The organism is Neorhizobium populisoli (genome assembly GCF_019430945.1).
In the GTDB taxonomy this organism is placed as follows: domain Bacteria; phylum Pseudomonadota; class Alphaproteobacteria; order Rhizobiales; family Rhizobiaceae; genus Neorhizobium; species Neorhizobium populisoli.
This window is the reverse complement of the sequence record NZ_JAHYCB010000004.1, coordinates 153528-179280: the sequence shown is the minus strand read 5'-3', so window position 1 is coordinate 179280 and position 25753 is coordinate 153528. Positions and strand designations below refer to the sequence as shown.

Here is a 25753-nt window from a genome sequence, read left to right as displayed (position 1 = left end):
GTGAGCGTGACGGTATCGGAAGCGTCATTCGCCCGATAGGACAAGCCGAAGGCGCTCACAACGGTTCACGGCACCGCCTCATTTCGGTCCGACCGGTGTCCCGTTCCGACGCAAATGTGTTTCGAATTAACTTTACCGTAACCGGCAAATTTTCCAATGGGACTATCTTCGTGGCCGGTTTGACGGCCGCACTCCCTCGCCAGTTCTGACCTAGGAGGCAAGATTGTCCACCAAGCTTTTAGCCCTGTCCGTTTTCACTCTATCCGCATTGACCGTTCCAGCCCTTGCTCAGCCGAGCCCAAGTCCGGCAATGGTACGCAAGTTCAACGACTGGGGTCTCTATTCCTACAAGGCGAGCGGCGCGACAAACTGCTATGTGCTCACAACCCCGCAACAGGCAAGGCCTGCAGAAGTCAGCCATGGCGACAACTATTTTCTCGTCGCGCCCAACCCCTCCGGCTCCGGGTATTATCCCCAGGCGATAATGGGCTATGATCTCAGAAGCGGTTCGCAGATGGTCGTCACCATCGATGGCCGGAACTTCATCATGATGCCGAAGGGCAATTCTGGCTGGACGGCAGAGGCAAGCAGCGATGCGGCCATGATCAACGCCATGAAGTCCGGCAGCAACATGACGCTGCAGGCGACATCCCAACGCGGCACCGAAACGAGCTATACCTTCTCCCTTTCGGGCATCACCGCCGCACTCGATCAAGCCGGCAGTTGCAACTGAGCCGTTTTCCTCGCTTTGTCATGACAGGCATGTTATCTGTCATGACAATATGGAGGCCAAGACCATGAACTTGCAGATACGCGATCCCCGTGCTCGCAAGCTTGCCGAGCAGCTGGCAGCAGAATTGAATATCACGATGACCGAAGCTGTTGTGGAGGCGCTTGAGGAGAAAATGCAGCGCCTTGAGAAACAGCGGGCCACAAAAACACCTTTGGCTGAACGGCACTCAGATTTCGCGGCCCGTTTCCAAGCTCTAGGCCAAGGCGAAGGCAGGGTGATGAGCAAGGATGAAATCGATGAAATGTGGGGGCACTAGTGTTCATCGACACATCGGCTATCGTGGCCATCCTTGCGTCAGAGGTCGACGGCCCCGAATTTTCCAGGCGTATGCAGGAGGCTGAGACGCTCGTGACCAGTCCTCTGGTCGTACTTGAGGCCACGATGGTTCTATCGACCCGTCGAATTGCGGACCCGCTGGCAACCGAGCGGCTGATCTTGGATTTCCTCGCAGATAGCAATGTCGCCATCATCCCGATCGAAGAAGCTGATGGCCGGATTGCCGTTCAGGCGTTCCGCCATTTCGGCAAGGGCCGGGGCCATCCGGCACAGCTCAACCTCGCCGATTGCCTCTCTTATGCCTGTGCGAAAAACCGCGGCCTGCCCCTGCTCTACAAGGGCAATGATTTCGCCCATACGGACTTTGCCAACCGATAAAATACCCACCCTCACCTATGGCTTTTTTGCGGCAGCGCCCTAGTTGACGATTGTCAAAAACGGCTGTCCCAGGTGAATGTTCTCATGTAAGACGGCATACATGAGCTTGTCGCCGCCGAAAGCCCGATGATGAATAATCCGACTGCCGAGACCGCCTTTCTTTCTCATTCCGGCGAAATGGCGCGTCTCATTGCGACCTTTGATTGGGCGGCGACTTCGCTTGGCCCGATTGGCGGCTGGCAGCAAAGCTTGAAAACCTCGATCTCGCTGATGCTGCAATCGCCGGTGCCGATCGTTTCGCTGTGGCTTGATGACGGCGTGATGATTTACAACGACGCCTATTCGGAATTTGCCGGGCGGCGTCATCCGGGCATTTTGGGTTCCAAGGTCCGTGAAGGCTGGCCCGAAGTCGCCGACTTCAACGACAATGTCATGAAGGTCTGCTTCGCGGGCGGCACTCTCGATTACTACGATCAGGAAATGATCCTCGACCGTTCCGGCGTGCCGGATTCGGCCTTTATGAACCTCTATTATTCGCCCGTTTATAACGAGGCCGGCCAGGCTTTCGGCGTGATGGCGATCGTCGTCGAGAACACCGCCAAGGTGCGCGCGGAACGGCGCCTGCAGGGTGAACGCGAACGGCTGGGCCAGATGTTCGAGCAGGCGCCTGGCTTCATGGCCATGGTCAGCGGCCCCGATCATGTGTTCGAGATGGCCAATGGCGCCTATATGCGCCTCGTCGGCAGGCGCGACCTGGTCGGGCGCTCGATACGCGAAGCACTTCCTGAAGTCGTGGAGCAGGGCTTTGCCGACATCCTTGACGGGGTCCGCACCGGAGGCGAGTCCTATGTCGGACAAGCCACGCCGGTATTGCTTGCCCGCCGCCCCGGCCTTCCCCCGGAAGAGCGCTTCGTCGATTATATCTTTCAGCCGATCTTCGATGAAGCCCGGCGCACAGCTGGCATCTTTATCCAAGGTAACGACGTCACCGACCAGAAGCGCGCCGAGCTCGCGCTCCTGAAGGAAACGCGACATCTCGAAGTGCTGAACCGGCTGGGTGCCGATCTCTCGGCAGAACTCGATCTCGAAAAGGTGGTACAGATGACCACCGATGCCGGGGTAGAGCTGACGGGCGCCCAGTTCGGCGCGTTCTTCTACAATGTCGAAAACGATGCGGGCGAGAGCTATATGCTCTACGCACTCTCAGGCGTTCCACGCTCCGCTTTCGAAAACTTTCCGATGCCCCGCAATACGGCAGTGTTTTCACCGACTTTTGCCGGCCACGGCGTGATCCGCTCGAACGACATTCTGGTCGATCCGCGTTATGGCAAGAGCGAACCGCATTTCGGCATGCCGGCCGGACATCTTCCCGTGCGCAGCTATCTCGCCGTGCCTGTAACGTCGCGCTCCGGCGAGGTCATCGGCGGTCTTTTCTTCGGCCATGCGCAGCCCGGCCAGTTCCGCGAGGAGCATGAACGGCTGGTGGTCGGTGCGGCTGGCCAGGTAGCAATCGCCATCGACAACGCCCGGCTTTTCCGATCCGCAGAAAACGAGATCGGCGAACGCCAACGTGCGGAAGAAGCCCTGCAGACACTGAATGCCGGGCTGGAGCAGCGTATTGGCACCGAAATCTCCGAGCGCATGAAAACGGAGGAAGCCCTCCGCCAGTCCCAGAAAATGGAAGCGCTCGGCCAGCTGACAGGTGGTGTTGCGCATGACTTCAACAACCTGCTGCAGGTCATTTCCGGCAATCTGCAGCTGCTTGCCAAGGATGTCTCGGTCAATCCGCGTGCCAGCCGCCGCGTCGATAATGCACTGGCAGGCGTGCAGCGAGGGTCGAAGCTCGCAAGCCAGTTGCTCGCTTTTGGCCGCCGCCAGCCGCTGGAACCGAAAGTCGTCAATATCGGCCGCTTCCTGACGGGCATGGAAGAGTTGCTGCGACGCACGCTCGGCGAAGACATCGAAATCGAAACGATCCGCTCCGGTGGATTGTGGAATGTACTGGTCGATCCGACCCAGATCGAAAACGCTCTTCTCAACCTCGCCATCAACGCCCGCGACGCGATGGAAGGTGGCGGCAAGCTGACGATCGAAGCCGGTAACGCGTTTCTCGACGACAACTACGTGCGCCAGCACGCCGACGTTCCCGCCGGCCAATACGTCATGCTCGCTGTGACCGATACCGGTACCGGCATGCCGACGGATGTGATCGAACAGGTGTTCGAGCCATTCTTCTCGACCAAACCGGTTGGCAAGGGCACAGGCCTTGGCCTCTCCATGGTCTATGGTTTCGTCAAGCAGTCTGGCGGACACATCAAGATCTATAGCGAGGTGGGCCAGGGCACGACGGTAAAGATCTATTTCCCGCGCGTTCAACGCAGCGAAGATCTGGTCACCGATGCTGATTTCGGCCCTGTCACCGGCGGCTCCGAAACCATTCTGGTCGCGGAGGACGACGAGCAGGTCCGGGCAACTGTCGTCGAAATGCTCGGCGACCTTGGTTATGCTGTCCTGAAGGCGAAGGATGCTGCGGGAGCACTGAGCGTCATCGAGAGCGGCGTGCCTGTCGACCTTCTGTTCACTGACGTCGTGATGCCCGGCACGCTGAAAAGCACCGAACTTGCGCGCCACGCTCGGGAACGTCTGCCTGATATCGCCGTGCTCTTCACCTCAGGCTATACGGAAAACTCGATCGTGCATGGCGGCCGGCTCGATCCCGGCGTCGAGCTTCTCTCGAAACCTTATACGCGCGAGGCACTGGCCAGAAAAATACGCCATGTGCTCAACAACCAGCAGCACCGCAATCGCGTGCGGGCGTCGCTCGCAGCCAAACCTGTTTTGGCAGTTCAGGGCGAAGACCGGTCTTCACGGCAAATCTACGAGGTTCTGCTGGTAGAGGACGATTTCCTCATCCGCATGAGCACCGCTGATTTGCTGACGGAGCTTGGACATGCCGTTTCAGAAGCAGCAACGGCCGAGGAAGCGCTGGTCATGATGCAGCAGCGCCGTTTTGAGGTCGTCGTTACCGATCTTGGACTTCCCGGCCTCTCCGGCGGCGAATTCGCGCATGAGGCGCGAAGGATCGCGCCGGATATCGGCATCGTCTTCGCGACCGGCAACGACCGCATTCCGGACGACGCAGCAATCGAAGGCGGCATCCTGCTCAAAAAACCCTATGGCAGTGAGGAAATCGCTGCCGCATTTCAGGCGATTACGGCACAGAGGGCAGCAAGGTAATCGACGGAATGGCCGGGAACAGGATATCCCGGCCATTCCGTATCGGGTCATTCGGCAGTTGCGTTCGCTTCGGCCGGGAAATCGGTGGAAACGGCCAGTTCCCGCCATGCGGCAAGCTCCTCGGCCACAAAAGCATTCTTCGCTTCGATCGCCTCCACCGTATCGGATCCGAACGGCATACGCAGTGGCGGGTTGGCTGCATCGGCAACCACCATCAGCGCCTTGGCAAGACGTCGCGGGTCGCCCGGCTGATTGTGGTTCATCGTGACCATCGCCTCCCGCAAAGCGCCAGTCGTCTCGGCATAGTCCTCGATAATCGTCGGGCTGGTCGACAGCGAATTCTGATCCAGGAAATCGGTCCGGAAATACCCTGGCTCGACGATAGTCACCTTGATACCGAGCGGTTCGACCTCCATGGCGAGCCCCTCTGAAATGCCTTCGACCGCAAACTTGGTCGAGGCATAGACACCCCAGCCCATATAGCTCCGATATCCACCGATCGAAGATATGTTGATGATATGACCAGCACGCTGGCGGCGAAGATGCGGCAGCACGGCACGGGTAACGGCGAGCAGGCCAAAGACGTTGGTGCGATAAACGGCTTCGACCTCGCGGCCGGAGATTTCTTCGGTCGCACCGAGAACGCCGAAGCCCGCGTTATTGACCAGAATATCGATCCGGCCGAAATGCTCGACGGCCTGCTTTGCCGCTTCAACGGCCTGCGCCTCGTCGGTGACGTCGAGCGCGACGGCCAGCAGGTTCGGGCGGTCGCCGAGAACGTCGATAACTGCCTTCGGCTTTCGCGCCGTTGCAACGACATTATCGCCACGCTCAAGGGCCTGCTTCGCGATAAGGGCACCAAAGCCGCGCGACGCCCCGGTAATGAACCACGTTTTCATGACGGTATTCCTTTCTTTAATGGCATGCCCCAGTGGCTTGCCCTGAAAAGAAACCTAATCCGCATTATCTGATGAAAAAATCTCTGGTTTTTTGATAAACTGATGAGTAATTTTCAGTAATGAACAATGTCAAACCGACCGATTTGTCCAGCTTTCTCGTCGTCGCCCGTCAGGCGAGTTTCCGACGCGCAGCCGATGAACTCGGAGTAACACCCTCCGCGCTCAGCCACACGATCCGGAATATTGAGGAGCGCCTTGGGCTGCGTCTTCTCAATCGGACGACACGCAGCGTTGCGCTGACCGAAGCAGGCCAGCGATTGTTCGATCGCCTGCAGCCGGCATTTCGCGATATCGACGACGCGCTTGACGATCTCAACGCGCTGCGCGGACGACCTGTGGGATCGTTGCGCCTCAATGCCTCGCGAATTTCCGCGCAGTTGCTCCTCCTGCCTGTCGTCACCGAATTTCTTCGGGAGAACCCAGAGGTCCAGGTGGAGATCGTTGTCGATGACGGTTTCGTCGACATGGTCTCCGGCGGCTTCGATGCCGGTATTCGTTTCGGCGAGTCCGTTGCCAAGGACATGATCGCGGTGCCGATCGGGCCGCGGCAGCGCTCCGCCGTCATCGCCTCACCCGCATTCTTCGAAAAATATCCTAAGCCTCAGGTTCCGGGTGATCTAATCGCTCTTCCCTGCATTCGTTATCGCTTTGCGAGTGGACGATATTACGCATGGGAGTTCGAAAAGGACGAGGCCGAACTCGCCGTCGAGGTGGACGGGCCGCTGACATTGGGAGATCAGATCCTGATGGTCGATGCCGCCTTGCAGGACGTAGGACTTGCCTATGTCTTCGAAGCGCAGGTTGCCGGCCATATTGCGGCCGGGCGGCTTGTCCGCGTGCTGGAGGACTGGTGTCCGCCCTATCCCGGCCTGCACATATATTACCCAAGCCGTCGGCAGATGCCTGCCCCGCTTCGGGCCTTTCTCGATCACATTCGAAAGTCTTGAATGCGACGAACACGAAGACGTCGAAAGCCGTGACACCTCCTTGATTGGCGCCTAGGCTCGGCCGGGACTAGCATCCGGCCGAACGGAGAAAACCCTATGTTTAAACGCTCTTTTATAACGACTTTCACGCTCGCCGGCCTTGGCCTCGCGACTTCGCTTACCGCCCTGCCCGCCATGGCGGCTGATACGACCCGCGTCCGTGTTCGCGGAACGATCGATACCTTCGACGGCTCGACGCTGACCGTAAAGACCCGCGAGGGCGAAACAGACAAGATCGCTCTCAAATCCGACTGGGGCCGCCGGCGTCACCACGGCCTCGGCAGAAGACATCAAGCCCGGCGACTATGTCGGCATCGCGTCCCTTCCGAAATCCGATGGGGGAGACGGTGCTCTTGAGGTGCTGATCTTCCCTGCCGCCATGAAGGGCACAGGCGAAGGCATCTCGGCTTATGATCTGAAGCCGAACAGCAAGATGACCAATGCGACGGTATCGAATATCGACCGGGGCACCAGCGGCCAGGAACTGACACTGAGCTTCAAGGGCGAGCAACGCAAGATGTCGGTACCGACCGGCACGCCGATCGTCACCTTTGCAAATGCCACGCAATCGAACCTTGTTGCCGGCGCTGCCGTTATCGTCACGGCGGAAAAGGCCGCGGATGGTACGCTTTCGGCAAGCCGCGTCGCCGTCGGCCTCAACGGCATCGTTCCGCCGATGTAATGTCGGCCGGGCACGGCTTACGGATCAAACGAACAAGTCCACCGTCAGCGATCAGATTGCGGTCGCTGGCGGCGTGAAGCCTATCAGAACAGGGTCATAGATCAGCTCTTCCAGAGTTCATAAAAATGCTGCACCGGGCCATGCCCGGAACCGACGGTCAGCGTATCCGCCGCGGCGATCGCGCCTGCCAGATAGGCCTTGGCGATAGATACGGCCTCAAGTGGTGCCGCCCCTTTGGCAAGTTCGGCAGCAATCGCGCTGGAAAGCGTGCATCCGGTGCCGTGGGTGTTTTTCGTTTCCACGCGCCGGCCTTCGAACCAATGCAGGCCGCCGGCCGCAGCCAATACATCGGGGCTATCATCGCCGTCGAGATGCCCCCCTTTGACCAGCACGGCTCTTGGGCCAAGCATCTTCAGCCTTTCAGCCTGTCCCGCCATTTCCTCTCGGGTGGTCGCTGTGGTTTCACCCAGCAGGGCCGCCGCTTCCGGCAGATTGGGCGTGACGAGACTTGCGACCGGCATCAGTTTGCGGGTCACGGCATCGATGGCATCCGGAGCCAGAAGGGGAGAACCGCCCTTCGCCATCATCACCGGGTCAAGGACGATCGGCAGCGTGTCTCGATACGGCCGCAGCATATCGGCCACCGTCTCCGCGATCTCTGCATTGGCGATCATGCCGATCTTGACCGCATCAACCCGAACATCGGCAAAGATCGCCCGGATCTGATCGGCCACGAAGCCGGCCGGTACCGTGTGCACGCCAGTCACGCCCTGCGTGTTTTGCGCGGTCAGCGCCGTCAGCACCGCCATTCCATATGTGCCGCGGGCAGAAAACGCCTTGAGATCGGCCTGGATACCGGCGCCGCCTGACGGATCGGAACCGGCGATCGATAAAACATTTCTGATCATCATGTGCGTGCCTTCGCGATTTCGTCAGCGATGCGACGAGCCGCAGCCCGCGGGTCCGGCTGTCCGCAGATGGCGGAAACGACAGCGATACCTTTTGCACCGGCGGCAAGCGACGGGGCTGCATGCTCGGCCTTCACGCCGCCGATAGCCACGGCCGGTACGGGTGCAACGGCAGCAATACGCGCAAGCCCGTCGAAGCCGATCGGCTGCTTGTGATCCGGTTTGGTCACTGTCGCAAAGACCGGACCGATGCCGACATAATCGACCACGGAAGGATCCACTCGGCGAGCCAGTTCTTCCGTTTCGACAGAAAGACCGAGGATCATGCCCCTGCCGACGCGCTCGCGAGTGACCGCAGCAGCAAGATCGCTCTGGCCGACATGAATGCCATCCGCACCGATGGCCAAGGCAGCCTCGACATCGTCATTGACGATCAGCGGCACGCCGGTGCCGGCGAGCACGGCCTTCAGCGCCCGACCCGTTTCAATCATTTGGACAGTTGATGCCTGCTTGTCACGCAACTGCACGATGGTCACACCACCTTCGACGGCAAGCCGCGCTGTTTCCACCATGCCGATTGCGCGGCAGAGATCAGGATCGAGGACCAGATAAACGGAAAGATCGAAGGTTTTCATGCCGACACCACGCGCGCTTCGGCGTCCAGCTCATCCGGCGTCAGCCCGGCAAGCCGGTCGAGAAACAGCGGAGCGAAGGAGCCAGGGCCGGATGCCTTTTCGGCCACCTGCCGGCCGACGACCGCAAACATGGCAAGCGCCGCGATCGTGGCCTCGAAAGGCATGTCCGGCGCCGTGGCAACAAATGCGCCTGTCACTCCGGTGAGCGAGCAACCCAGTGCGGTCACGCGCGGCATCAGCGCAGAGCCGCCGAGAATGCGGACGGAACGGCGACCGTCTGTGACAAAATCTACTTCGCCGGTGACGGCGACCACGCAGACGTTCTGCTGGGCCAGCACGATCGCTGCCCCTTCAGCCGCGATAACGCTATCGCCGGAATCCACGCCATGGCCACTTGAGCGGCTGCCCGCCAGCGCGATGATTTCGGATGCATTGCCGCGGATGATTGTCGGCCTCAGTTCCAGGAGCTCGGCAACGGCGGCACGGCGGTAGCTGGTGGCAAAGTGAGCAACTGGGTCGAGCACCCACGGCTTGCCTGCCTCCCCCGCGGCTTTCGCGGCTTCGATCATCCCCGCCAGAAAATCCGGCGAAAGCGTGCCGATATTGATCGTCAAAGCCGAAGCAATCCGAGCGAACTCACCGGCCTCCTCCTTCGTATGCACCATGGCGGGTGAAGCTCCGGCAGCAAGCATCACGTTTGCCGCGATATTCATCGCGACGAAATTGGTGATGTTCTGCACAAGCGGGTTTTTCGTCCGCATTGCCGCAAGAAGCTGGCCGGGTGTCTGTCGAAGGATGTCTGGCATTTGCATGTCTGCCTCGTTGAGCGGAAGGCAGACGCGGGAGCCTTGTGAAAGACCCGGACGACTCCCTCCGCCAGCATGATCTGGTTCAGGTTCAAAGGGTGCTTCTCAGCCCGACTTTCGTCGGGCGCCCCTGTCTGCGGAAAGGTTTACTGCACAAAAGGGAGTAACCGCCAGCGATTTTTTCAAGAATGCCTCTTGCAGCTCTAGTGGCTAGAGGTCCTAGAAGGGCTACTCGTTGCAAAGCGCGGAGAGCGACATGGCAAATCAGACAGCGACAAACCAGACCCGCTACAAGGTCGGCGGAATGGATTGCGCCAGTTGCGCGACCAAGATCGATACCGCCGTACGCCGCATGCCGGGCATCGAAGACGTTTCGGTTTCTGTGGCTGCGGGCACGATGACGGTGACGCATGACGGCTCGGGCGACCTGACGGCAGTCGAAAAGAAGGTAACCGGGCTGGGATATTCGGTCCGGGCTTTGGGACGGCGCGCGCCCTTTCCCATTGCAGCGAATAACGTCCAAGAGCGCGATCATGGGCATGAACACGGCCCAGACTGCAAGCAGCACGATCACCATGATGGCGGCCCCGGCCATTCAGGGCATCACGGCGCACATGATCACTCTCGCCATGCCGAACCGGAAGGCTTGCACGGCCACGACCATCGCCCAATGGAAGGCCCCTGGTGGAAGTCGGCAAAGGGGCGCCTCACCATCGTTGTCGGCATTGCACTGGTGATTGCCTATGGCATCGGCCATCTTATCCCAAGCTATGACAGCTATATCTTTACCGCCGCCATGCTGATCGGGCTCGTGCCGATCGCCAGGCGCGCGATCATGGCAGCGTTTGCCGGCACGCCGTTCTCGATCGAAATGCTGATGACCATTGCTGCCGTCGGTGCGGTCGTCATCGATGCTTCGGAAGAGGCCGCAGCGGTCGTTTTTCTCTTCCTCGTTGGTGAACTGCTGGAGGGCGTGGCGGCCGGCAAGGCGCGAGAGAGCATTCAAAGCCTCACCGCGTTGGTGCCGAAGAACGCATTGCTGGAAGAGAACGGCCAGACGCGTGAGGTGCCGGCTGCCAGCCTTGCCGTCGGCTCGACCATTCTCGTGCGTCCCGGCGACCGGATTTCTGCCGACGGCGTGATCCTTGCCGGAGACAGTGCGGTCGATGAAGCCCCCGTGACGGGCGAAAGCACCCCGGTCGCCAAAAGCGAAGGCGACAAGGTTTTCGCCGGGACGATCAACGGCAACGCGGCACTGCGCGTGCGGGTGACTGCCGCTGCCGAGGACAACACGATTGCCCGTGTTGTGCGGTTGGTGGAGGAGGCCCAGGAGAAGAAGGCGCCGACCGAGCGCTTCATCGACCGGTTTTCCCGATATTACACCCCGAGCGTCGTGGCCGTTGCCGCCCTCGTCGCAATCCTACCGCCGCTTGTTCCCGGCGCTTCCTGGAACGAGTGGGTCTATAAAGGGTTGGCTATCCTGCTGATCGGCTGCCCTTGTGCGCTGGTTATCTCGACACCGGCGGCGATTGCCGCGTCTCTTTCGGCCGGCGCACGACGTGGCCTCCTGATGAAGGGCGGGGCCGTGCTCGAAACTCTCGGCAAGATTACCGCTGTGGCACTCGACAAGACCGGAACATTGACCTCCGGCAAGCCGCAGGTGACCGATATCATTGCCTTTGGCCGCAACGCTGATGACGTATTGCGGTTTGCGGCGGCCCTGGAAACCGGTTCCAGCCATCCGCTCGCCCAGGCAATTCTCACAAAGGCAGACGACGACGAAATCGATATCCCTGTTGCAAACGAGGCAAAAGCACTTGGCGGCAAGGGCGTCACCGCGGTCGTTGAAGGACTGGATGTCTTTCTTGGATCGCCCAAGGCTGCCGCCGAACGCGTCTCCTTGCCAATGGCACATGCGCGCCGTATTGCCGGCCTCAACGATGAAGGAAAGACTGTCTCCATCCTGATCGTCGGCGGCGTACTGGCCGGTGCGATCGCCATGCGCGACGAGCCGCGCCCGGACGCAAAGGCGGGCCTGCAGGCATTGACGGATGCCGGCGTAAAAACCGTGATGCTGACCGGCGACAATGCCCGCACTGCCGCGGCCATCGGCAACGACCTCGGCATCGAAGTCCGTGCGGAACTAATGCCTGAAGACAAGCAACGCATTGTCGGCGAACTGAAGCGCGAGGGGTTCGTGGTCGCAAAGGTCGGCGACGGCATCAACGACGCGCCGGCACTCGCCGCGGCCGATATCGGCATCGCCATGGGCGGGGGCACTGACGTGGCTCTGGAAACGGCCGATGCCGCGGTCCTGCATGGCAGCGTCGGCGATATCTCTGCCATGATCGAGCTCTCAAAGCGGACGATGCGCAATATCCATCAGAACATCGCCATCGCGCTTGGCCTGAAGGCCGTGTTCCTCGTGACGACGATCATCGGCGTAACCGGCCTCTGGCCGGCCATTCTTGCCGATACGGGCGCGACTGTCCTAGTGACGATTAATGCGCTGAGGCTGCTCAAGGCGAGGATATCCTGACCGCTCTTCGCAACCTTCGTTCGAGCGTTCTCCCGAAAAACGTATTGGCAAACCATGAACACGCCGGCTTCAAATGCTGGCGTGTTTTGCTGTGCCATAGCCATACACAGCTTGCCAGCAAATACAAACATTAGTAATGCATTATATAATTCGATTTGCGCCGCAAAAAACCTACCCGTTCTGGCCCTATAAGCCGGCACATCAAAACGTCAGGTAAACCTAATATCTGTGCAGGCGAAATATGGCTACAAAGGAATGTTGTAGATATGACCCCAAATTTCTGTCCCGAACAGGCCGCAAATCTATTGCTCTTGATGGCGAACGAAGTAAGACTTAGAGTATTTTTCCTTATTTTGGAAAAGGAATGGGCTGTTACAGCCCTTGCATCAGCAGTTAACCTCAGTCAATCTGCGCTATCTCAACATCTGAAGAAGCTTCGTGACGCAAAGATTGTCAGCGTTCGCCGTGATGCGCAGACGATATACTATTCCTGCAACTCTGAAGCCGTAATAAAAGTTTGCGGAACGCTTAACGAGATATTTCAGACCGGAAACAGCGTCAGATCGGCGGTATAGAGATAGAGCCAGCCGATCTCACCGAGAGTGTCGCGCATCCCGTAGCGATCTGCAGAGGAAACGGGTTCATTCCACTCTCGTGAGCACCGCAAAGGCCTCATAAGGGCGTATTGAAATACTCTCCCCGAGACTCGTCACCGGCTCATAGTTGGAGATCAGGCATTCTCCGACACAATGCAATTCGCCAGGAAGATGAAGCGCCACATCACGACTGGAAAAATTTGCCACCACAACAAGGCGCTCCCGGTCGAGTGTGCGAGTATAGACGAACACATCAGGGTGTTGGTCGAGCCAGGATTGGAATTCTCCGTAGACAATCACCTCGTGTGACTTTCGAAGAGCGATGAGTCGCCGATAGTGATTCCAAATGGAGCGTTCATCCGCCACCTCCGCTTCAGCATTGATGGTAGAGTAGTTCGGATTGACTTCGATCCAAGGCGGCACCGTGGAAAAACCACCATAAGCCAAGGTATTCCACTGCATGGGCGTACGGGCGTTGTCACGTCCGTTTTCGTTCGCCCCTTTGATGAAATCCTCTGGTGAAAGACCCGCCTCGATGTGCAGGCGATGCATATTGAGCGTTTCAATGTCGCGATACTGGTCGATCGCCGTAAATGCCGCATTAGTCATGCCGATCTCTTCTCCCTGATAGATGAAAGGAGTGCCTTTCAGGAGATGCAGGACCGTCGCCAGCATTTTAGCGGATTCGACCGGATATCCTGTGGCGTCACCATACCGCGACAGCGCGCGTGGGAGATCGTGGTTACCCCAGAAGAGTGAGTTCCAACCGTCGTCAGCGAGCGCGTACTGCCATTTGCTAAGTACGGATTTCAGTCCAACGAGATCAAAAGGTTTTGGGCGCCACTTTCCCCACGTTTCATCCCATGCCTGGGTAACGTGCTCGAACTGAAAAACCATCGAAAGCTCGTGGCGATCCCGGCCGGAATAGAGCAAGGCAGAACCTGGCGTGGCGCTCCATGCCTCACCGACAGTGAGAATATTGCGTGATCCGAAGGTTTCCCGATGCATTTCCTGAAGATAATCGTGGAGATGCGGGCCATCGGTTACCAGGCTGCTATCCGGTTGCTTGCCGATATAATCGATAACGTCCATGCGGAATCCGGCGATGCCACGCTCCATCCACCAGTTCATCATGTCGTAGATTTCGCGACGTACAATTGGGTTTTCCCAATTCAGGTCTGGCTGCCGGCGAGAGAAGAGGTGCAGATAATATTCCCCGCTCGGCTCGTCCAACGTCCAGGCAGGCCCTCCAAAAGCTGATTTCAAGCCGTTGGGAGGTGCACTACCCGCTCCAGGCTCGCGCCAGATATAAAAATCGCGGAACGGGTTGTCTTTCCCCTTGCGGGATTCCTGAAACCAAGGATGTTCGTCCGATGTATGATTGACCACAAGGTCAAGCAGAATACCGATGCCGCGCAGCCTCGCCTCGGCCACGAGCCTGTCGAAATCAGCCAATGTACCGAATTCGGGCGCGATATCCCGATAATCGGATATGTCATAGCCATTGTCGTCCATTGGCGATTTGTAGATCGGCGACAGCCAGATCACGTCGATACCGAGCGCTTTCAGGTAGTCAAGCTTCGACGTAATCCCTGGGATGTCGCCAATGCCGTCGCCATTCAGATCGCAGAAACTACGGGGATATACCTGGTAGATGGTTGCCGTATGCCACCATTTACGTTCCAAGGGCGGAAGAGCTTGAAGGATCACCTCTGTCAGTTGATCGTGAATACCACTCACCATTGCTCCTCCAGATTGCCGGGCTCTACCAGGAACGCCAAGCAAACCCGGCGGTTCCTGTTGAACAGCATATAGGGGAGGAACGGGCTGTCATCGAATATTACAAGCAGTAATATCCGTTGACAGCTGTCAACCAGATATCTTCGTGATGCCTTTGCCCCCCTCCCCTCGATTTTCCGTCATCGCCATCACCATAAAAGATGAACCAAATCGGCTGGGCAGCGTTACGCCACAACGACATGTGCCATTCTTGAATACCGATCCCCTTGCTCTAGTTACAGTGGGGTCTATTTTTAGGGCGTAGTGATAGATGACGGACGACGAGAATAACGCGCATTCACCAGGGGTTCTTTTGCTGGAAGACGATCTTCTTCTGGCTATGGATATGGAAGACTATCTGGTGGACAACGGCCATCTGATCGTCGGTCCCTTTGGCAGGATTGCCGATGCTCTGGATGCAATCCAGCGTAACAATCTTGTGGGTGCAATCGTCGACTTGAATCTGCATGGCGAGCTTTCATTTCCGGTTATCGAAATGCTGCAGCAATATTCCGTGCCCGTTATTGTCTGCAGCGGTTATGCAGAGCTCCCGGAAATCAAAAGCCGTCTGAAAGATCTGCCGCTACTGCCAAAACCATGGGACGCAAATCGGCTTTCAAAATTGATGCGGGAAACCTTCAGCGTCAATAGCAACGCCTGAACACGGCTTCGACCTTCCCAAAGATCGATCAGACTGAAAACGCACCCGTGCCGATCAAGCATCGGCGCGGATGCGGTTGAACGCGCTTCCGGATCCTTCCGCTAAAAGATCCTCCTTATGGTCATTGATACCAATGATAATAGCACGGCCCCGACAGATACCGACTGCCCCGCACGGGACCGAGATTGAAGTGTCGTTCACGCAGACTACTGCACCGGAAAAACCAGTCGGCATTTCAATCCGGTCTGCGCATAATCGAGGATAGCTTCACCCTGAAGCTCGTATTGTACGCTGCGCTCGATCAGCGTCGTGCCAAAACCATGATCTTCCGGCGGCCTTACGGCGGGTCCATCGATTTCCTGCCAGTCCAGAGTGACGAGCGGAACCTCTGCCGTATCGTCCCTGCTCCAGGAGATCACAACGCGACCCTTCTCGTGAAACAGCGCACCGTATTTCACGGCGTTAGTGGTCAGCTCGTTGAGCACCATGCTGATGGCAAGCGCGCCTTTGGGATCGAGATGGATAAGGGGGCCGGGATTGACGGTGAATTGTTCGCCCCTACCCTGCCTGTAAGGCTCGAGCGTCCGGCGAACGACTTCGAGCAGTTCCGCTTGGCTCCAGTTAGTCTCGAAAAGCAGCGCGTGCGCATCCGCCATAGCCCGCAGGCGGCCGAGCAATACCTCGGTATATTGCTCGATGGAAAGGCTGCTGCGTGCGGTCCGCCGCACCAGCGACATCACCATCGCCATGGTATTCTTGACCCTGTGGCTGAGCTCCCGAACGAGCAGCTCCTTCTGATGTTGCGCACTGCGATGTTCGGCCTTTTCCCGCGCCTCGGCCAATGCACGCTCAACCGCTGCCGGAAGGCGGATTAGCCGCTGCTTCAGCACATAGTCGGTCGCGCCGTGCCGGAAGGAGTCGATCGCCACCTCCTCGCCCAGCACGCCGGAAACGAAGATGAACGGGATTTCCGGAACTGCCTCGCTTGCCATTTCGAGTGCCGTCATGCCGTCGAAATCAGGCAACGAGAAGTCAGCGAGAATGAGATCGAAATTCCGGCCTTGAAGAGCCTCGACGTAAGCGGCCCGGCTTTCGACGCGCGTTATATCGGGGGATGGCACCATGCTGTCCAGATGCTCCCGAATCAGCTCGCTATCGAGCGGACTGTCTTCAAGCATGAGGATGCGCGGCGCAGACCGCTGTCTTTCCGTTTGCAACATTTCAGATTGCGCCATGGCCCTGGTAACCTGGCGGCGGCTCGTTGAGCAGAGCCCAAAACACGCCCAGATCTTGAATAGCTTTGAAAAATTCGTTGAATTCGACAGGCTTCACGACGAACGCGTTCACGCCAAGCTCATAGCTCTGCACGAGATCCTGCTCCTCCCGCGAAGAAGTCAACATGACGATCGGGATATGCCTGAGCTTTTCGTCCTTTTTCACCCGTTCCAGCACTTCCAACCCATCTATCTTCGGCAACTTCAGGTCCAGAAGAACGACGGTTGGGTCGCCTGCGTTCCGTCCGGTGTGCGTGCCGGTGGAAAAAAGATAGTCGATCGCCTCGGCGCCGTCGCGGGCGATGACGATCTCGTTGGCGAGCTGGCATTTTTCGAGCGCGGTCAAAGTCAGCTCCAGGTCCCGGGGGCTGTCTTCGACGAGGAGGATTGGTCTCAGTTCAGGCAAAGGCGCGGCCTTTCGTTCGTGGTGTTGGAAGAGCGAATTCGAAGGAAGAGCCTTTGTTCAGCTCTCCCATTGCCGTGATGGAGCCGTTGTGGCGCTCGACAATACGGCGGACGAGGGCGAGCCCGATGCCTGTACCCTCGAAATCCTCCGCGCGCTGCAGTCGCTGGAAGACACCGAAAAGTTTGTTCGAATAGGTCATGTCGAAGCCCACACCGTTATCCTTCACGGCATAGACCGTTACGTCGTTCGACAATGAACCGATCACCGAAATTTCCGCCTTTTCGCGCGGGCGGGTATATTTCACCGCGTTGTCGATGAGATTGAACCAGACCTGCCGCAGCAGCGTCGCATCGCCCCACGCCGCCGGCAACTTGTCGATCGACCAGTCAACGATGCGGCCTTCGTTGCCGAGCATCACACTGCGCACGACCTCCACGACCAGCTTGTTCATGTCGACGTTCTTGTGAGTAATCGACGCGCGGCCGAGCTGGGAAAAATTGAGAAGGTCATCCACCAGCCTCCCAGCTGCGAGCGCGGAATCCGAAATGGTCTGCAGATAGTGTTTCGATTTCGGATCGAGATTGCTCTCCCGCTCGCGAAGCAGCTGCGCGAAACCGACGATATGGCGGAACGGGGCGCGCAAATCATGAGAGACCGAATAGGAGAAGGCCTCGAGCTCCTTGTTGGAGCGCTGCAGCTCGGCCGATACGGAGGCAAGCTCTTCAGCCTTTCTGAGCACGATGCCGACGATCGCACTGCGCAGGTCGCGGGCGGCGGAAAGCTGCGGCTCCGTCCAGGCCAGCGCTTGCAGTCGCACCTGTTCACGCCAGGCATCAAAGGAGTTGCGCGGATGGATGCGCCCCTCCTCCTGCACGATCTTGTGCGGGTCGCCGCCCCACTGCACGGTGCGGATGACTTCCGGCCGGAACCAGATGAGCCAGCTCGGATGCAGTTCGGAAATGCGGATCGCCACAATGCCGCTTGCCACATGCGCAAAGGCTATGGCCTCTGGCATTTCGGAACCGAGCGAGGCGGTGGCATAAATCTCGCCATCGTCGCGGCCCTTCAGCCAGTCGACGATCGCGCGTACCTGCTTTTCCTGCGGTACGGCTCCGACTGAAAGGTAGTCGTCTTCTGCGACGATCACCGCGCCGCCGGCCGCGACCTGCGCCAGGAGGTCGTCAGGACTATCGGCAAGTCCTTCAAGCCATGTCGGACCTTCGGTCATCGACGCCAGAAGACGCGCCGAAATCCGCCCCAGCTCGACGCTGCTTGCCGCATCTTCCGCATAACCTTGTGCGGAGATCCGCATGGCGAGCGACTGGACGACGAAATCGCAGGCGTCACGCACCGCGACCGAAACCAGATGCGGCTTTGCGCTGTGGCAGGAGACCAACCCCCAAAGCCTGCCATTCACCAGGATCGAGATCGACATAGATGCGGCCGTGCCCATGTTGCGCATATATTCCAGATGCACAGGCGATACGCTGCGCAGCTGCGAATGGCTGAGATCGAGCACCGCGCCGGTTTGCGGATGGGCAGCGGGCTCGATCGGAACCGGGGCATAGGAAACGTCCGGGATGAGACGGATACGGTTAGACGCGTAAAGCGCCCTCGCCTGCGCCGGAATGTCGGAGGCTGGAAACCGCAGATCGAGATAGGACGGGAGATTGCCGTTGCCGTCTTCGGCGACGACATGGCCGTTCCAATCCTTGTCAAAACGATAGACCAGCACCCGGTCGAAACCGGTGAGCCGCTGCACGAAACGGGTACCCGTTGTCAGCGAATCGCCGAGGTCCGACTGAGAGGCAAGAGTCTGCGTAAAGCCGCGCAGCCGTGGAAAGATACTTCCTGACGGCTCGGCGGTGGACCTCTCCACCTCTACGACGATCGAACTGTCCGAGCGGTGCGCCACAAGCGAAAGCCCGCGATCTGCGATATGTGTCTGGAAGACAGGTTCTTCGGATGCATGCCATTTGCGGATTTCCGGCAGAAACGCTTCAATCATCGATCCGGGCATTCCGCCAGCGACGATGGCTTCGCCGAGATAATCCTTCGCATTGGCGCTTGCCTGCAGGACGGCCATGTCGTCAGGCCGTAACACCAGCAAAGCACCGTGCGGCTGGATAGCGCCCGGGATATGAATAGGCTCGCTTGCGCATGCTTCGAGGTCTGACTGAGGCTGATACACCCACTATCCCTTTCGCTTCGCGGATTTGGCATCCGCATGAAGCCCGCCTGTCGTCCGGACGTCTTTGCACAAAAGGTAATGCGGAAGACAGGAATGTAAAGGAAGCCGTCCAGAGCTGTGGCAATCCGGTTCGCTACATTCTGGTGAATGCGGGACGGGCCAAAACGGCCGTATATCGGCGCTCAGAGTTCATTTTTGCAAATTGTTAACGTTATGAAATCGTTACCACGAAGTGACGTTATGAAACCAAAGCCGAAGTTTTGTTTCAGCACTGCAACAGCACCCATTAACAGACGTGCGGCCGGTTTGTCGCTCTTTTCTCGTCTAACGAACACCGAATCGGACAAGCCAACCAGCGCATCCGACACGTCCAAGGCAGCGATTACAAGTCTAAAGTTTTGCGTCCACAGCTATCCCGCAAAATGCAAAAATGCCCTCCCCTACACGCCTCATGACCGACCGTGAGTGAGAACCGATCATGCGGCAGGGCGTAGAATACCGAATAATCGTGATACACATCGTTAGACCAAATTGCGGCTTGGCTGGAGTTCGATGCGTGATTGGGCCTGATCAAGGCGCGGTTGGGCGGCCGCCGCCTTCGCGACATCACACGTGATGGGCTCCGTCAGCGGGCGATCCATCTAGCGGTGGTAGCCGTCCGATCAGATTTCGACCGCTTCCCGTCGGCGAATTTAGAAATCGATGACCTGCCGAGGAGCCCGAATTTGAGTTTCCTCAATCTTCCGCTCATCCGTCCAAGTACTGGGCCGGGTTAACATTCCCCTATTTAGCATATGAAGCATCTTGGGTCGCAACCAGCAAACGAGAACTGAAAGTTCCCCGCGGGGAATGGTAGATTCATATCCGCAAGCCCTCCTGTCGATAGCGTTCCCCGCGGGGAACTTGGCCCCGGACATTTTCAGAGACAACGCCGCTTTGATCGGTCAGCTGTAGGGCCGCTATGGTTTTCCAACGCGCCGCCGCTCAGCTCTCTTTTTTGAATATTACCCTTGAGCTTCGAGAGACCGAGTTGCGGGCCGGTGGATGCGTATTCCCAGATGGCCAGAACGCTCTAGCCGTCAAAATTGAAACAACTGGGATCACATCAGCGCCGACTTGTTGCTCGATGTCATCTTAGCTGCGCTCAGAAGGAGGGATGCGGAGGAAGATGTGCCCGCCACCGATGCCCATCGCTAAGCCCGCGAGTGCCATCGGTGGCGCTGCAAAAGGCCTGCCTAGCAACATCGACGTTTGGTGGACCGCGCCAGTCGAAGAGGCCCGTCCTAAGTTGCAGTTCCCCGCGGGGAACGCTTGCCCTTAAAACAGCCTCTGCATCAGAACGATGTGCAGACTTCTGCCCATTCACCAGAGGGTACGTCAGAAATGTCGCGGCGCGTTCCCAAAGGTCTATCATGGGAAACCGTCCGCTACGCGCGCTTGCAAGCGAATAAGCAGGAACGCGGACCAACTCGCTCGAAGCAACCAAAACCTCGCTCTTAATCGAGCCGACAATAATCTAGTCTCGCCGTGGTCACGCATGGCTATTCAGGAAGAACCAACTCCAGGAAAGCGGCATCTGGTCAGCCCAACCAGTTGCCTAGAACATCTTACATCTCGGACTGACGACATCCGACGGCAACTCCAAGTCCGGATTGCCATCTGCCGCAGGAACCGGAAGAGGGGAGGGAGGAGCTGACCTTCTCGTCGCGGCCAACAAGCGATCGGGCTCTGGCGATCCATCAGCAAACGCGGCTCATCGCCCACCTTGTGAGTGACGATTTCGACGTATCGTATGTGAACGCCGTCGAACGAGTTTTATAAAAGCGAGGCCAATCTCATGCCCGCGATCTCATGGATACGCGGAGCGTTATCCCCAATCCTAAACCAAGATGCCGCTTGCCAAAGCCGTTGTCGCTTCCGAAAATCCAGCTGAGGAATCGCCCGAGCTTGTTACAAAGGCCGAGAACTTTCTTGTCGCATGTCTTGGCCATCCGATCGCCGGGACCGTTCTCACGTCGCAGCCAAAATAGTCCTCCCGGACCGCACTTTGCGCACCCGCCCGAATCGGACTATCTTCCGCTACCTACGCAAAAAATCCGAACTATCGAAATTTTGCGAAACATCACGACCGTTAATAAAGTGGTAACCATGCCGGCGCTTAAGTTTGCACGATATAAACCGAGGGCAGAATCGTGACTCGTCACTTGAGCAGCTTCGAATTCATGCAGAGCTTTTCCACGAAGCTCGAAACCGCTTTGCAAAATCTCAGCATCGCCCAGTATCCGCCGGATGCCCGGCGCGAGATGCGTCGCCTGTCGTCTGCCGAAGTCGCCTCGCTCCTCGACGTGTCGGAAGCCTACATTCGACAGATCGTCGCCAAGGACAAAGGTCCGCAGCCTGACACGCAGAACGGCCGGCGTACCTACAGCCTCGAGCAGCTTCTCGAACTTCGCATGGCGCTGTCGGAAAAAGGCCGCAAGAAATATATGAACCCGCGCCGTGTCGAAGGCGAGGAATGCCAGATCATCGCGGTCACCAATTTCAAGGGCGGCTCAAGCAAGACGTCCACGACCATCCATCTCGCCCATTATCTGGCGATGAAGGGTTATCGTGTGCTCGCGGTCGATCTCGACCCGCAGGCTTCGCTGACGGCGCTGCACGGCAACCTGCCGGATTTCGATCCGCGCGAGGGCGATACGCTCTATTCCGCCATTCGTTTCGAAAGCCCGGTGCCGACCAGCCAGCTCATTCATGAGACGCATATTGCCGGGCTCGATGTCATCTGCGCCGGGCTCGATCTCACCGAATTCGAAACGGCGGTGGCGCTTGAGATGCGCCAGGGTGGCGGCACCAGCTTCCTGCTGCGCGTCTCCCAGGCGCTCGAACAGGTGGCCAACGACTACGACGTCATCCTAATGGACTCGGCACCGTCGCTCAACTTCCTGACGCTGTCTTCGCTGACGGCTGCGACGGGTGTCATCATTCCGGTGCCGGCGCATATGCTGGACGTGGATTCGACCGGCAAGTTTCTGGAGCTTGCGTCGAGCTACATGCAAATCCTCAGCGAAATGGGTTCGTCGGCCGAATGGGATTTCGCAAAGTTCCTCGTGACGAAGTTCGAGCCGAACGATCACCCGCAGGCGAACATGACCGCGCTGATGCGCCAGGTCTTCGGTGAACACCTGCTGCTCAACATGGTCAACAAGTCGACCGCCGTTGCCGATGCACTCACCTGGAAGCAGAGCCTTTACGAAGTTCAGCGCTCGCGCTTCTCGGCACCGAAGACCTATGACCGGGCGATCGAGTCAATCAATGCCGCCAATCAGGAAATCGAAAAGCTGCTCTGGGCAGCCTGGGGGCGCGAATGAGCGCGCCGAGAACAGGAGGACCTAAATGAGCCGGAAAGATTCCAAGGGCCTGTTTGCCAACGTGCTCGGTCAGATCGATCAAACGCCCGCACCGGCACCGGTCGCCAAAACGTCGTCACCGCATCTGTTGAAGGTCGCGGCCGGTGTGCGGCAGATCCAGGAGCGGGGAGAGGTTCTCGACAAGATCCTCAAGGACGGCGAACATATTATCGAGCTCGATCCGGATGCGATTGCGCCTTCAGCCATCGCCGATCGCCTCGACGGCGCTTATGAAAGCTCGGCCATCGAAGAGATGGTCGTGTCCATGCGCGAACGTGGCCAGATCGTGCCGGGTCTCGTGCGTCCGGTGCCGGGCCAGCCGTCCACTTACCAGATCGTTTTTGGCCGTCGGCGCCTCGCTGCCGCCAAGGCACTCGGCATCAAGTTTCGGGCGATCGTCCGGCAGCTGACGGACGAACAGGCCGTCATCTTCCAGGGTGAGGAAAACACCAATCGCAACGACCTGTCCTTCATCGAGAAATGTGCCTTCGCACTTTCGCTGGAACAGGCAGGGTATCGTCGCGACGTCATCTCTGCTTCGCTATCGACCGGCAAGTCGCATATTTCCGAAATGCTCTCGATCGCCACCGCCATTCCTCGCGAGGCCTTGGTGATGATCGGGCCGGCGAGGGATATCGGCCGCAGGCGATGGGTAGAATTCGTCGAAAGATGGAATAACGCTGCCAATCCGCAGGATTCGGTTTCAGCCGTCCTGGACCGGGCAGGCTACGGACCTGATGCCGACCGGTTTACGGCGGCTCTCAAATCTTTGACACAGCCCAAGAGCTCTTCCGCCGACGAGCAGGACAAGACCTTTGAGGTGACTGCTAAAGGGCTGGTTATCGCAACCGTCAAAACTTCGAAAGCTGGTGCCCGCATGACCTTTTCCAAGGCCGTGCAACCAGGCTTCGTCGAGTTCATGAGTAAACGAATAGAAGACCTTCATGACCAGTACATGAAGGAACTGTGGACGAAAAAGGAAAGCTGACCGCAAAAGAAAAAGGCCCCCAAACGTTGCCGTCGTGGAAGCCTCTCTCATAGTTCGCACCTAGAGAATCGCATTTCCCCGAATCCCCGTCAAGAGTTTTTGGCACCGTTTTGGTGAGCAGATTTCTTTTGCCTTTGGAAAAGGTGAGGGAAAATGGAGAGTGGCTATGTAACGACGCCCTTTGGGCGGCGGGCGATGTCGCTTTGCTTGTTGAAAATCCAGCAACAGGCAGATGCCGGGAAATCGGAACCGGCACGCAACAAGTGGAAACTGTTTCGCGCGGTGTGTGAAGCACGGACAGAGCTTGGAATTGCGGATCGAGCCTTGACGGTCCTCGATGCGCTTTTAAGCTTCTATCCCGAAGACACCATATCACGCGAGCATGGGCTTATCGTCTTCCCATCGAATGCGCAGCTTTCGATCCGTGCCCGGGGCATGACACCGGCAACGCTGCGTCGTCATCTCGCCGTGCTGGTCGAAGCCGGATTGATTTCCCGTAAGGACAGTCCGAACGGCAAACGATATGCCCGCCGGGGCCGGGAAGGGCAGATCCACGACGCCTATGGTTTCAGCTTGGCGCCGCTATTGTCTCGTGCATCCGAAATCGAAGCCGCTGCCGCGCAGGCCGTGGCTGATCGCGAACTCCTTCGCGTGACCAAGGAACGGATCAGCATCTGCCGCCGCGACATCACCAAGCTGATCGGTGCCGCGATCGAAGACCACCTTCCCGGAGACTGGGAAGATGTGTTCACAGGCTTTCGCGCGCTGATCGACGGCATTCCGCGCACCGCCCCGATCGAGCAATTGACTTCCACACTCGGACAGCTTGGAAAAATCCGCGAGAGAATCATCAACCAGTTGGAAATTCAAATAAATTTGCAAAATATGAGCGCCAATGAGTCTCATATTGAGCGGCATAAACAGGATTCAGAATCCAGCTACCTTTCTGAATCTGAACATGCGGATGAAGCGAGTGTCGGCGTTACATCGAAACTTGCGCCAAGCTTACCGTCCGAATGTGACGAAGATAATGCGAGACCTGTGGATGATCGGCAAAGCAATACGCTGCGATCGATGCCTATCTCCCCCAAACCCAGCCCGATGAAGTCTCTTCCGCTTGGCCTTGTCCTCCAAGCCTGCCCGCAAATCGCCGATTACGCTCCTGGAGGCATGGTCCGGACATGGCGGGATCTGATGGCAGCGGCCGTCGTGGTTCACACCATGCTCAGGGTGAGCCCATCGGCCTATCAGGACGCTTGCCGCAGCATGGGGCCGGAGATCGCCGCAACCATCATGGCCTGCCTTCTGGAGCGTGGCGCGCATATCAACTCGGCCGGCGGGTATCTGCGGGATCTGACAAGAAGGGCGGAGCGGGGTGAGTTTGCCGTCGGGCCGATGCTGATGGCATTGCTGAGGACGAGCAAAAGCCCGGAAAAACAGGCCGGATGACGCGTGAAACAACAGGGTTGGCTTTGAGCGATCGTCGCGCGGGATCAGGTGTGGATCAGTTCTTCCGGTGCAGAAGCAGAAAGCGAGGCTCGAATGCGCTGCTTGCCGACATTGATGACGTGGCGCATGGCAGACGTCGCCTTTTGCGGATCACGGGAGGCGATCGCATGGGCGATCCGCAGGTGATTGGTGGCGACCTCGTCGATCTTTTCCGGCGAGGCGGCAGGCGAGGAGAGCTGGAAGGAGATCGCAAGAGCCGCCTCGATCAGAGCGCTTGCCGATCGCATGAAAGGATTGCCGGACATGCGGGCGATCGCCAGATGGAATTCGAGATCGACCTTGGCGATGGTTTCGGGCGTGTGAGACAGATCGTCGAACCGTGCGGCAATCGCGTAAAGCGCCACGATATCGTCGCTGGTGGCCCGGATCGATGCGGCAGCAGCGGCGGCAGGCTCCAGCGCCATGCGCATTTCGGCGAGATGTTCAATGAACTCGAAATCGAGTCCAGCCTCGACCCGCCAGCCGAGCACGTCGGTGTCGAAGAAATTCCACTGCGCTTTGTCGAGCACCCGTGTCCCGACCTTGGCTTTCGCTTCGACGAGACGTTTGGCGGCAAGTGTCTTCATGCTCTCGCGCAAAACCGTGCGGGAGACGCCAAAACGGGCGGAAAGCTCCGAATCTCCAGGGAGCAGAGATCCTTCGGGTGTCTTGCCGGAAACGATCCCGCGGCCGAGTTCCGCCACCACATGCGCGTGGTTACTGCGGCGCTTGCGTCCACTGATGGTCGTTTCCAGAAGCCCCAA

General features: G+C 58.3%; 20 protein-coding genes, 1 pseudogene and 1 riboswitch. Of the genes and pseudogenes, 12 read left to right on the top strand and 9 right to left on the bottom strand.

The features are described 5' to 3' along the window. The first annotated feature begins 223 nt into the window (after positions 1-223). The 4 genes from KX729_RS12030 to KX729_RS12015 all read left to right on the top strand — a co-directional run bounded on the left by KX729_RS12030 (position 224) and on the right by KX729_RS12015 (position 4684). Entirely contained in the window at positions 224-733 is a 510-nt protein-coding gene (locus tag KX729_RS12030; RefSeq protein ID WP_246617562.1) for an invasion associated locus B family protein, read from the top strand. Between the two features lie 64 nt (positions 734-797). Beyond that, positions 798-1049, top strand: coding sequence for a type II toxin-antitoxin system VapB family antitoxin (locus KX729_RS12025; RefSeq protein ID WP_219742702.1), 252 nt, complete (start codon positions 798-800; stop codon positions 1047-1049). Beyond that, entirely contained in the window at positions 1037-1447 is a 411-nt protein-coding gene (locus KX729_RS12020; protein ID WP_312990939.1) for a type II toxin-antitoxin system VapC family toxin, read from the top strand. Before KX729_RS12025 ends, KX729_RS12020 begins: the two co-directional genes overlap by 13 nt. Positions 1448-2098: 651 nt before the next feature. Next, complete coding sequence (locus KX729_RS12015; protein ID WP_246617587.1) at positions 2099-4684, top strand: response regulator; 2586 nt, start codon at positions 2099-2101, stop codon at positions 4682-4684. A gap of 47 nt (positions 4685-4731) precedes the next feature. Here the strand turns inward: KX729_RS12015 and KX729_RS12010 are convergent, their stop codons facing one another. Next, entirely contained in the window at positions 4732-5583 is an 852-nt protein-coding gene (locus tag KX729_RS12010; protein ID WP_219742700.1) for an oxidoreductase, read from the bottom strand. 119 nt (positions 5584-5702) lie between these two features. Between KX729_RS12010 and KX729_RS12005 the strand changes: the two genes are divergently transcribed. Continuing rightward, positions 5703-6590, top strand: a complete 888-nt coding sequence (locus KX729_RS12005; RefSeq protein ID WP_219742699.1) for a LysR family transcriptional regulator — start codon at positions 5703-5705, stop codon at positions 6588-6590. Between the two features lie 96 nt (positions 6591-6686). After that, positions 6687-7311 (top strand): annotated as a pseudogene (locus tag KX729_RS12000) (hypothetical protein). 101 nt (positions 7312-7412) lie between these two features. Here the strand turns inward: KX729_RS12000 and thiD are convergent. The 3 genes from thiD to thiM are packed head-to-tail and all read right to left on the bottom strand — an operon-like array spanning position 7413 to position 9660. After that, positions 7413-8219 carry a bifunctional hydroxymethylpyrimidine kinase/phosphomethylpyrimidine kinase gene (gene thiD / locus KX729_RS11995; protein ID WP_281423223.1) on the bottom strand — a complete coding sequence of 269 codons (807 nt, stop codon included), beginning with the start codon at positions 8217-8219 and terminating at the stop codon, positions 7413-7415. Then, entirely contained in the window at positions 8219-8854 is a 636-nt protein-coding gene (gene thiE / locus KX729_RS11990) for a thiamine phosphate synthase (protein WP_219742697.1), read from the bottom strand. The genes thiD and thiE overlap by 1 nt, the downstream gene beginning before the upstream one ends. Beyond that, positions 8851-9660 carry a hydroxyethylthiazole kinase gene (gene thiM, locus KX729_RS11985; RefSeq protein ID WP_219743116.1) on the bottom strand — a complete coding sequence of 270 codons (810 nt, stop codon included), beginning with the start codon at positions 9658-9660 and terminating at the stop codon, positions 8851-8853. The genes thiE and thiM overlap by 4 nt, the downstream gene beginning before the upstream one ends. A 45-nt stretch (positions 9661-9705) precedes the next feature. After that, positions 9706-9802: riboswitch (TPP riboswitch) on the bottom strand. A 114-nt stretch (positions 9803-9916) separates the two neighbouring features. Between thiM and KX729_RS11980 the strand changes: the two genes are divergently transcribed. Both KX729_RS11980 and KX729_RS11975 read left to right on the top strand, forming a co-directional pair. Beyond that, on the top strand, positions 9917-12199 hold the full coding sequence (locus KX729_RS11980) for a heavy metal translocating P-type ATPase (protein ID WP_219742696.1): 2283 nt from the start codon (positions 9917-9919) through the stop codon (positions 12197-12199). Positions 12200-12465: 266 nt separating this feature from the next. Then, positions 12466-12774: an ArsR/SmtB family transcription factor gene (locus KX729_RS11975; RefSeq protein WP_219742695.1), complete on the top strand. Its 309-nt coding sequence runs from the start codon at positions 12466-12468 to the stop codon at positions 12772-12774. 66 nt (positions 12775-12840) lie between these two features. Here KX729_RS11975 and KX729_RS11970 read toward each other — a convergent pair whose 3' ends face one another. Further along, entirely contained in the window at positions 12841-14538 is a 1698-nt protein-coding gene (locus tag KX729_RS11970) for a glycoside hydrolase family 13 protein (RefSeq protein ID WP_281423220.1), read from the bottom strand. A gap of 307 nt (positions 14539-14845) precedes the next feature. On the opposite strand from KX729_RS11970, the gene KX729_RS11965 reads away from it, so the two are divergent. Then, positions 14846-15235, top strand: coding sequence for a response regulator (locus tag KX729_RS11965; protein ID WP_219742694.1), 390 nt, complete (start codon positions 14846-14848; stop codon positions 15233-15235). 206 nt (positions 15236-15441) lie between these two features. On the opposite strand, the gene KX729_RS11960 is transcribed toward KX729_RS11965, so the two are convergent. Genes KX729_RS11960 through KX729_RS11950 form a run of 3 tightly spaced genes read right to left on the bottom strand, consistent with a single transcriptional unit; the run spans position 15442 to position 19106 of the window. Then, positions 15442-16413 carry a sensor histidine kinase gene (locus KX729_RS11960; protein ID WP_281423219.1) on the bottom strand — a complete coding sequence of 324 codons (972 nt, stop codon included), beginning with the start codon at positions 16411-16413 and terminating at the stop codon, positions 15442-15444. A 43-nt stretch (positions 16414-16456) separates the two neighbouring features. After that, a complete protein-coding gene (locus KX729_RS11955; RefSeq protein ID WP_025603128.1) occupies positions 16457-16915 on the bottom strand; it encodes a response regulator in 459 nt (152 codons plus the stop codon). After that, positions 16908-19106, bottom strand: coding sequence for an ATP-binding protein (locus KX729_RS11950; RefSeq protein ID WP_219742692.1), 2199 nt, complete (start codon positions 19104-19106; stop codon positions 16908-16910). Before KX729_RS11950 ends, KX729_RS11955 begins: the two co-directional genes overlap by 8 nt. Before the next feature lie 2192 nt (positions 19107-21298). Here KX729_RS11950 and repA point away from each other — a divergent pair. From repA to repC, 3 genes are all read left to right on the top strand, one after another. Then, a complete protein-coding gene (gene repA, locus KX729_RS11945; protein ID WP_219742691.1) occupies positions 21299-22474 on the top strand; it encodes a plasmid partitioning protein RepA in 1176 nt (391 codons plus the stop codon). A gap of 25 nt (positions 22475-22499) precedes the next feature. Further along, positions 22500-23501, top strand: coding sequence for a plasmid partitioning protein RepB (gene repB, locus KX729_RS11940; protein ID WP_219742690.1), 1002 nt, complete (start codon positions 22500-22502; stop codon positions 23499-23501). Between the two features lie 153 nt (positions 23502-23654). Further along, positions 23655-24950 (top strand): plasmid replication protein RepC, encoded by a 1296-nt coding sequence (gene repC / locus KX729_RS11935; RefSeq protein WP_219742689.1) that lies wholly within the window; start codon positions 23655-23657, stop codon positions 24948-24950. Positions 24951-24994: 44 nt separating this feature from the next. Here repC and KX729_RS11930 read toward each other — a convergent pair whose 3' ends face one another. After that, complete coding sequence (locus KX729_RS11930; protein WP_219742688.1) at positions 24995-25753, bottom strand: FadR/GntR family transcriptional regulator; 759 nt, start codon at positions 25751-25753, stop codon at positions 24995-24997.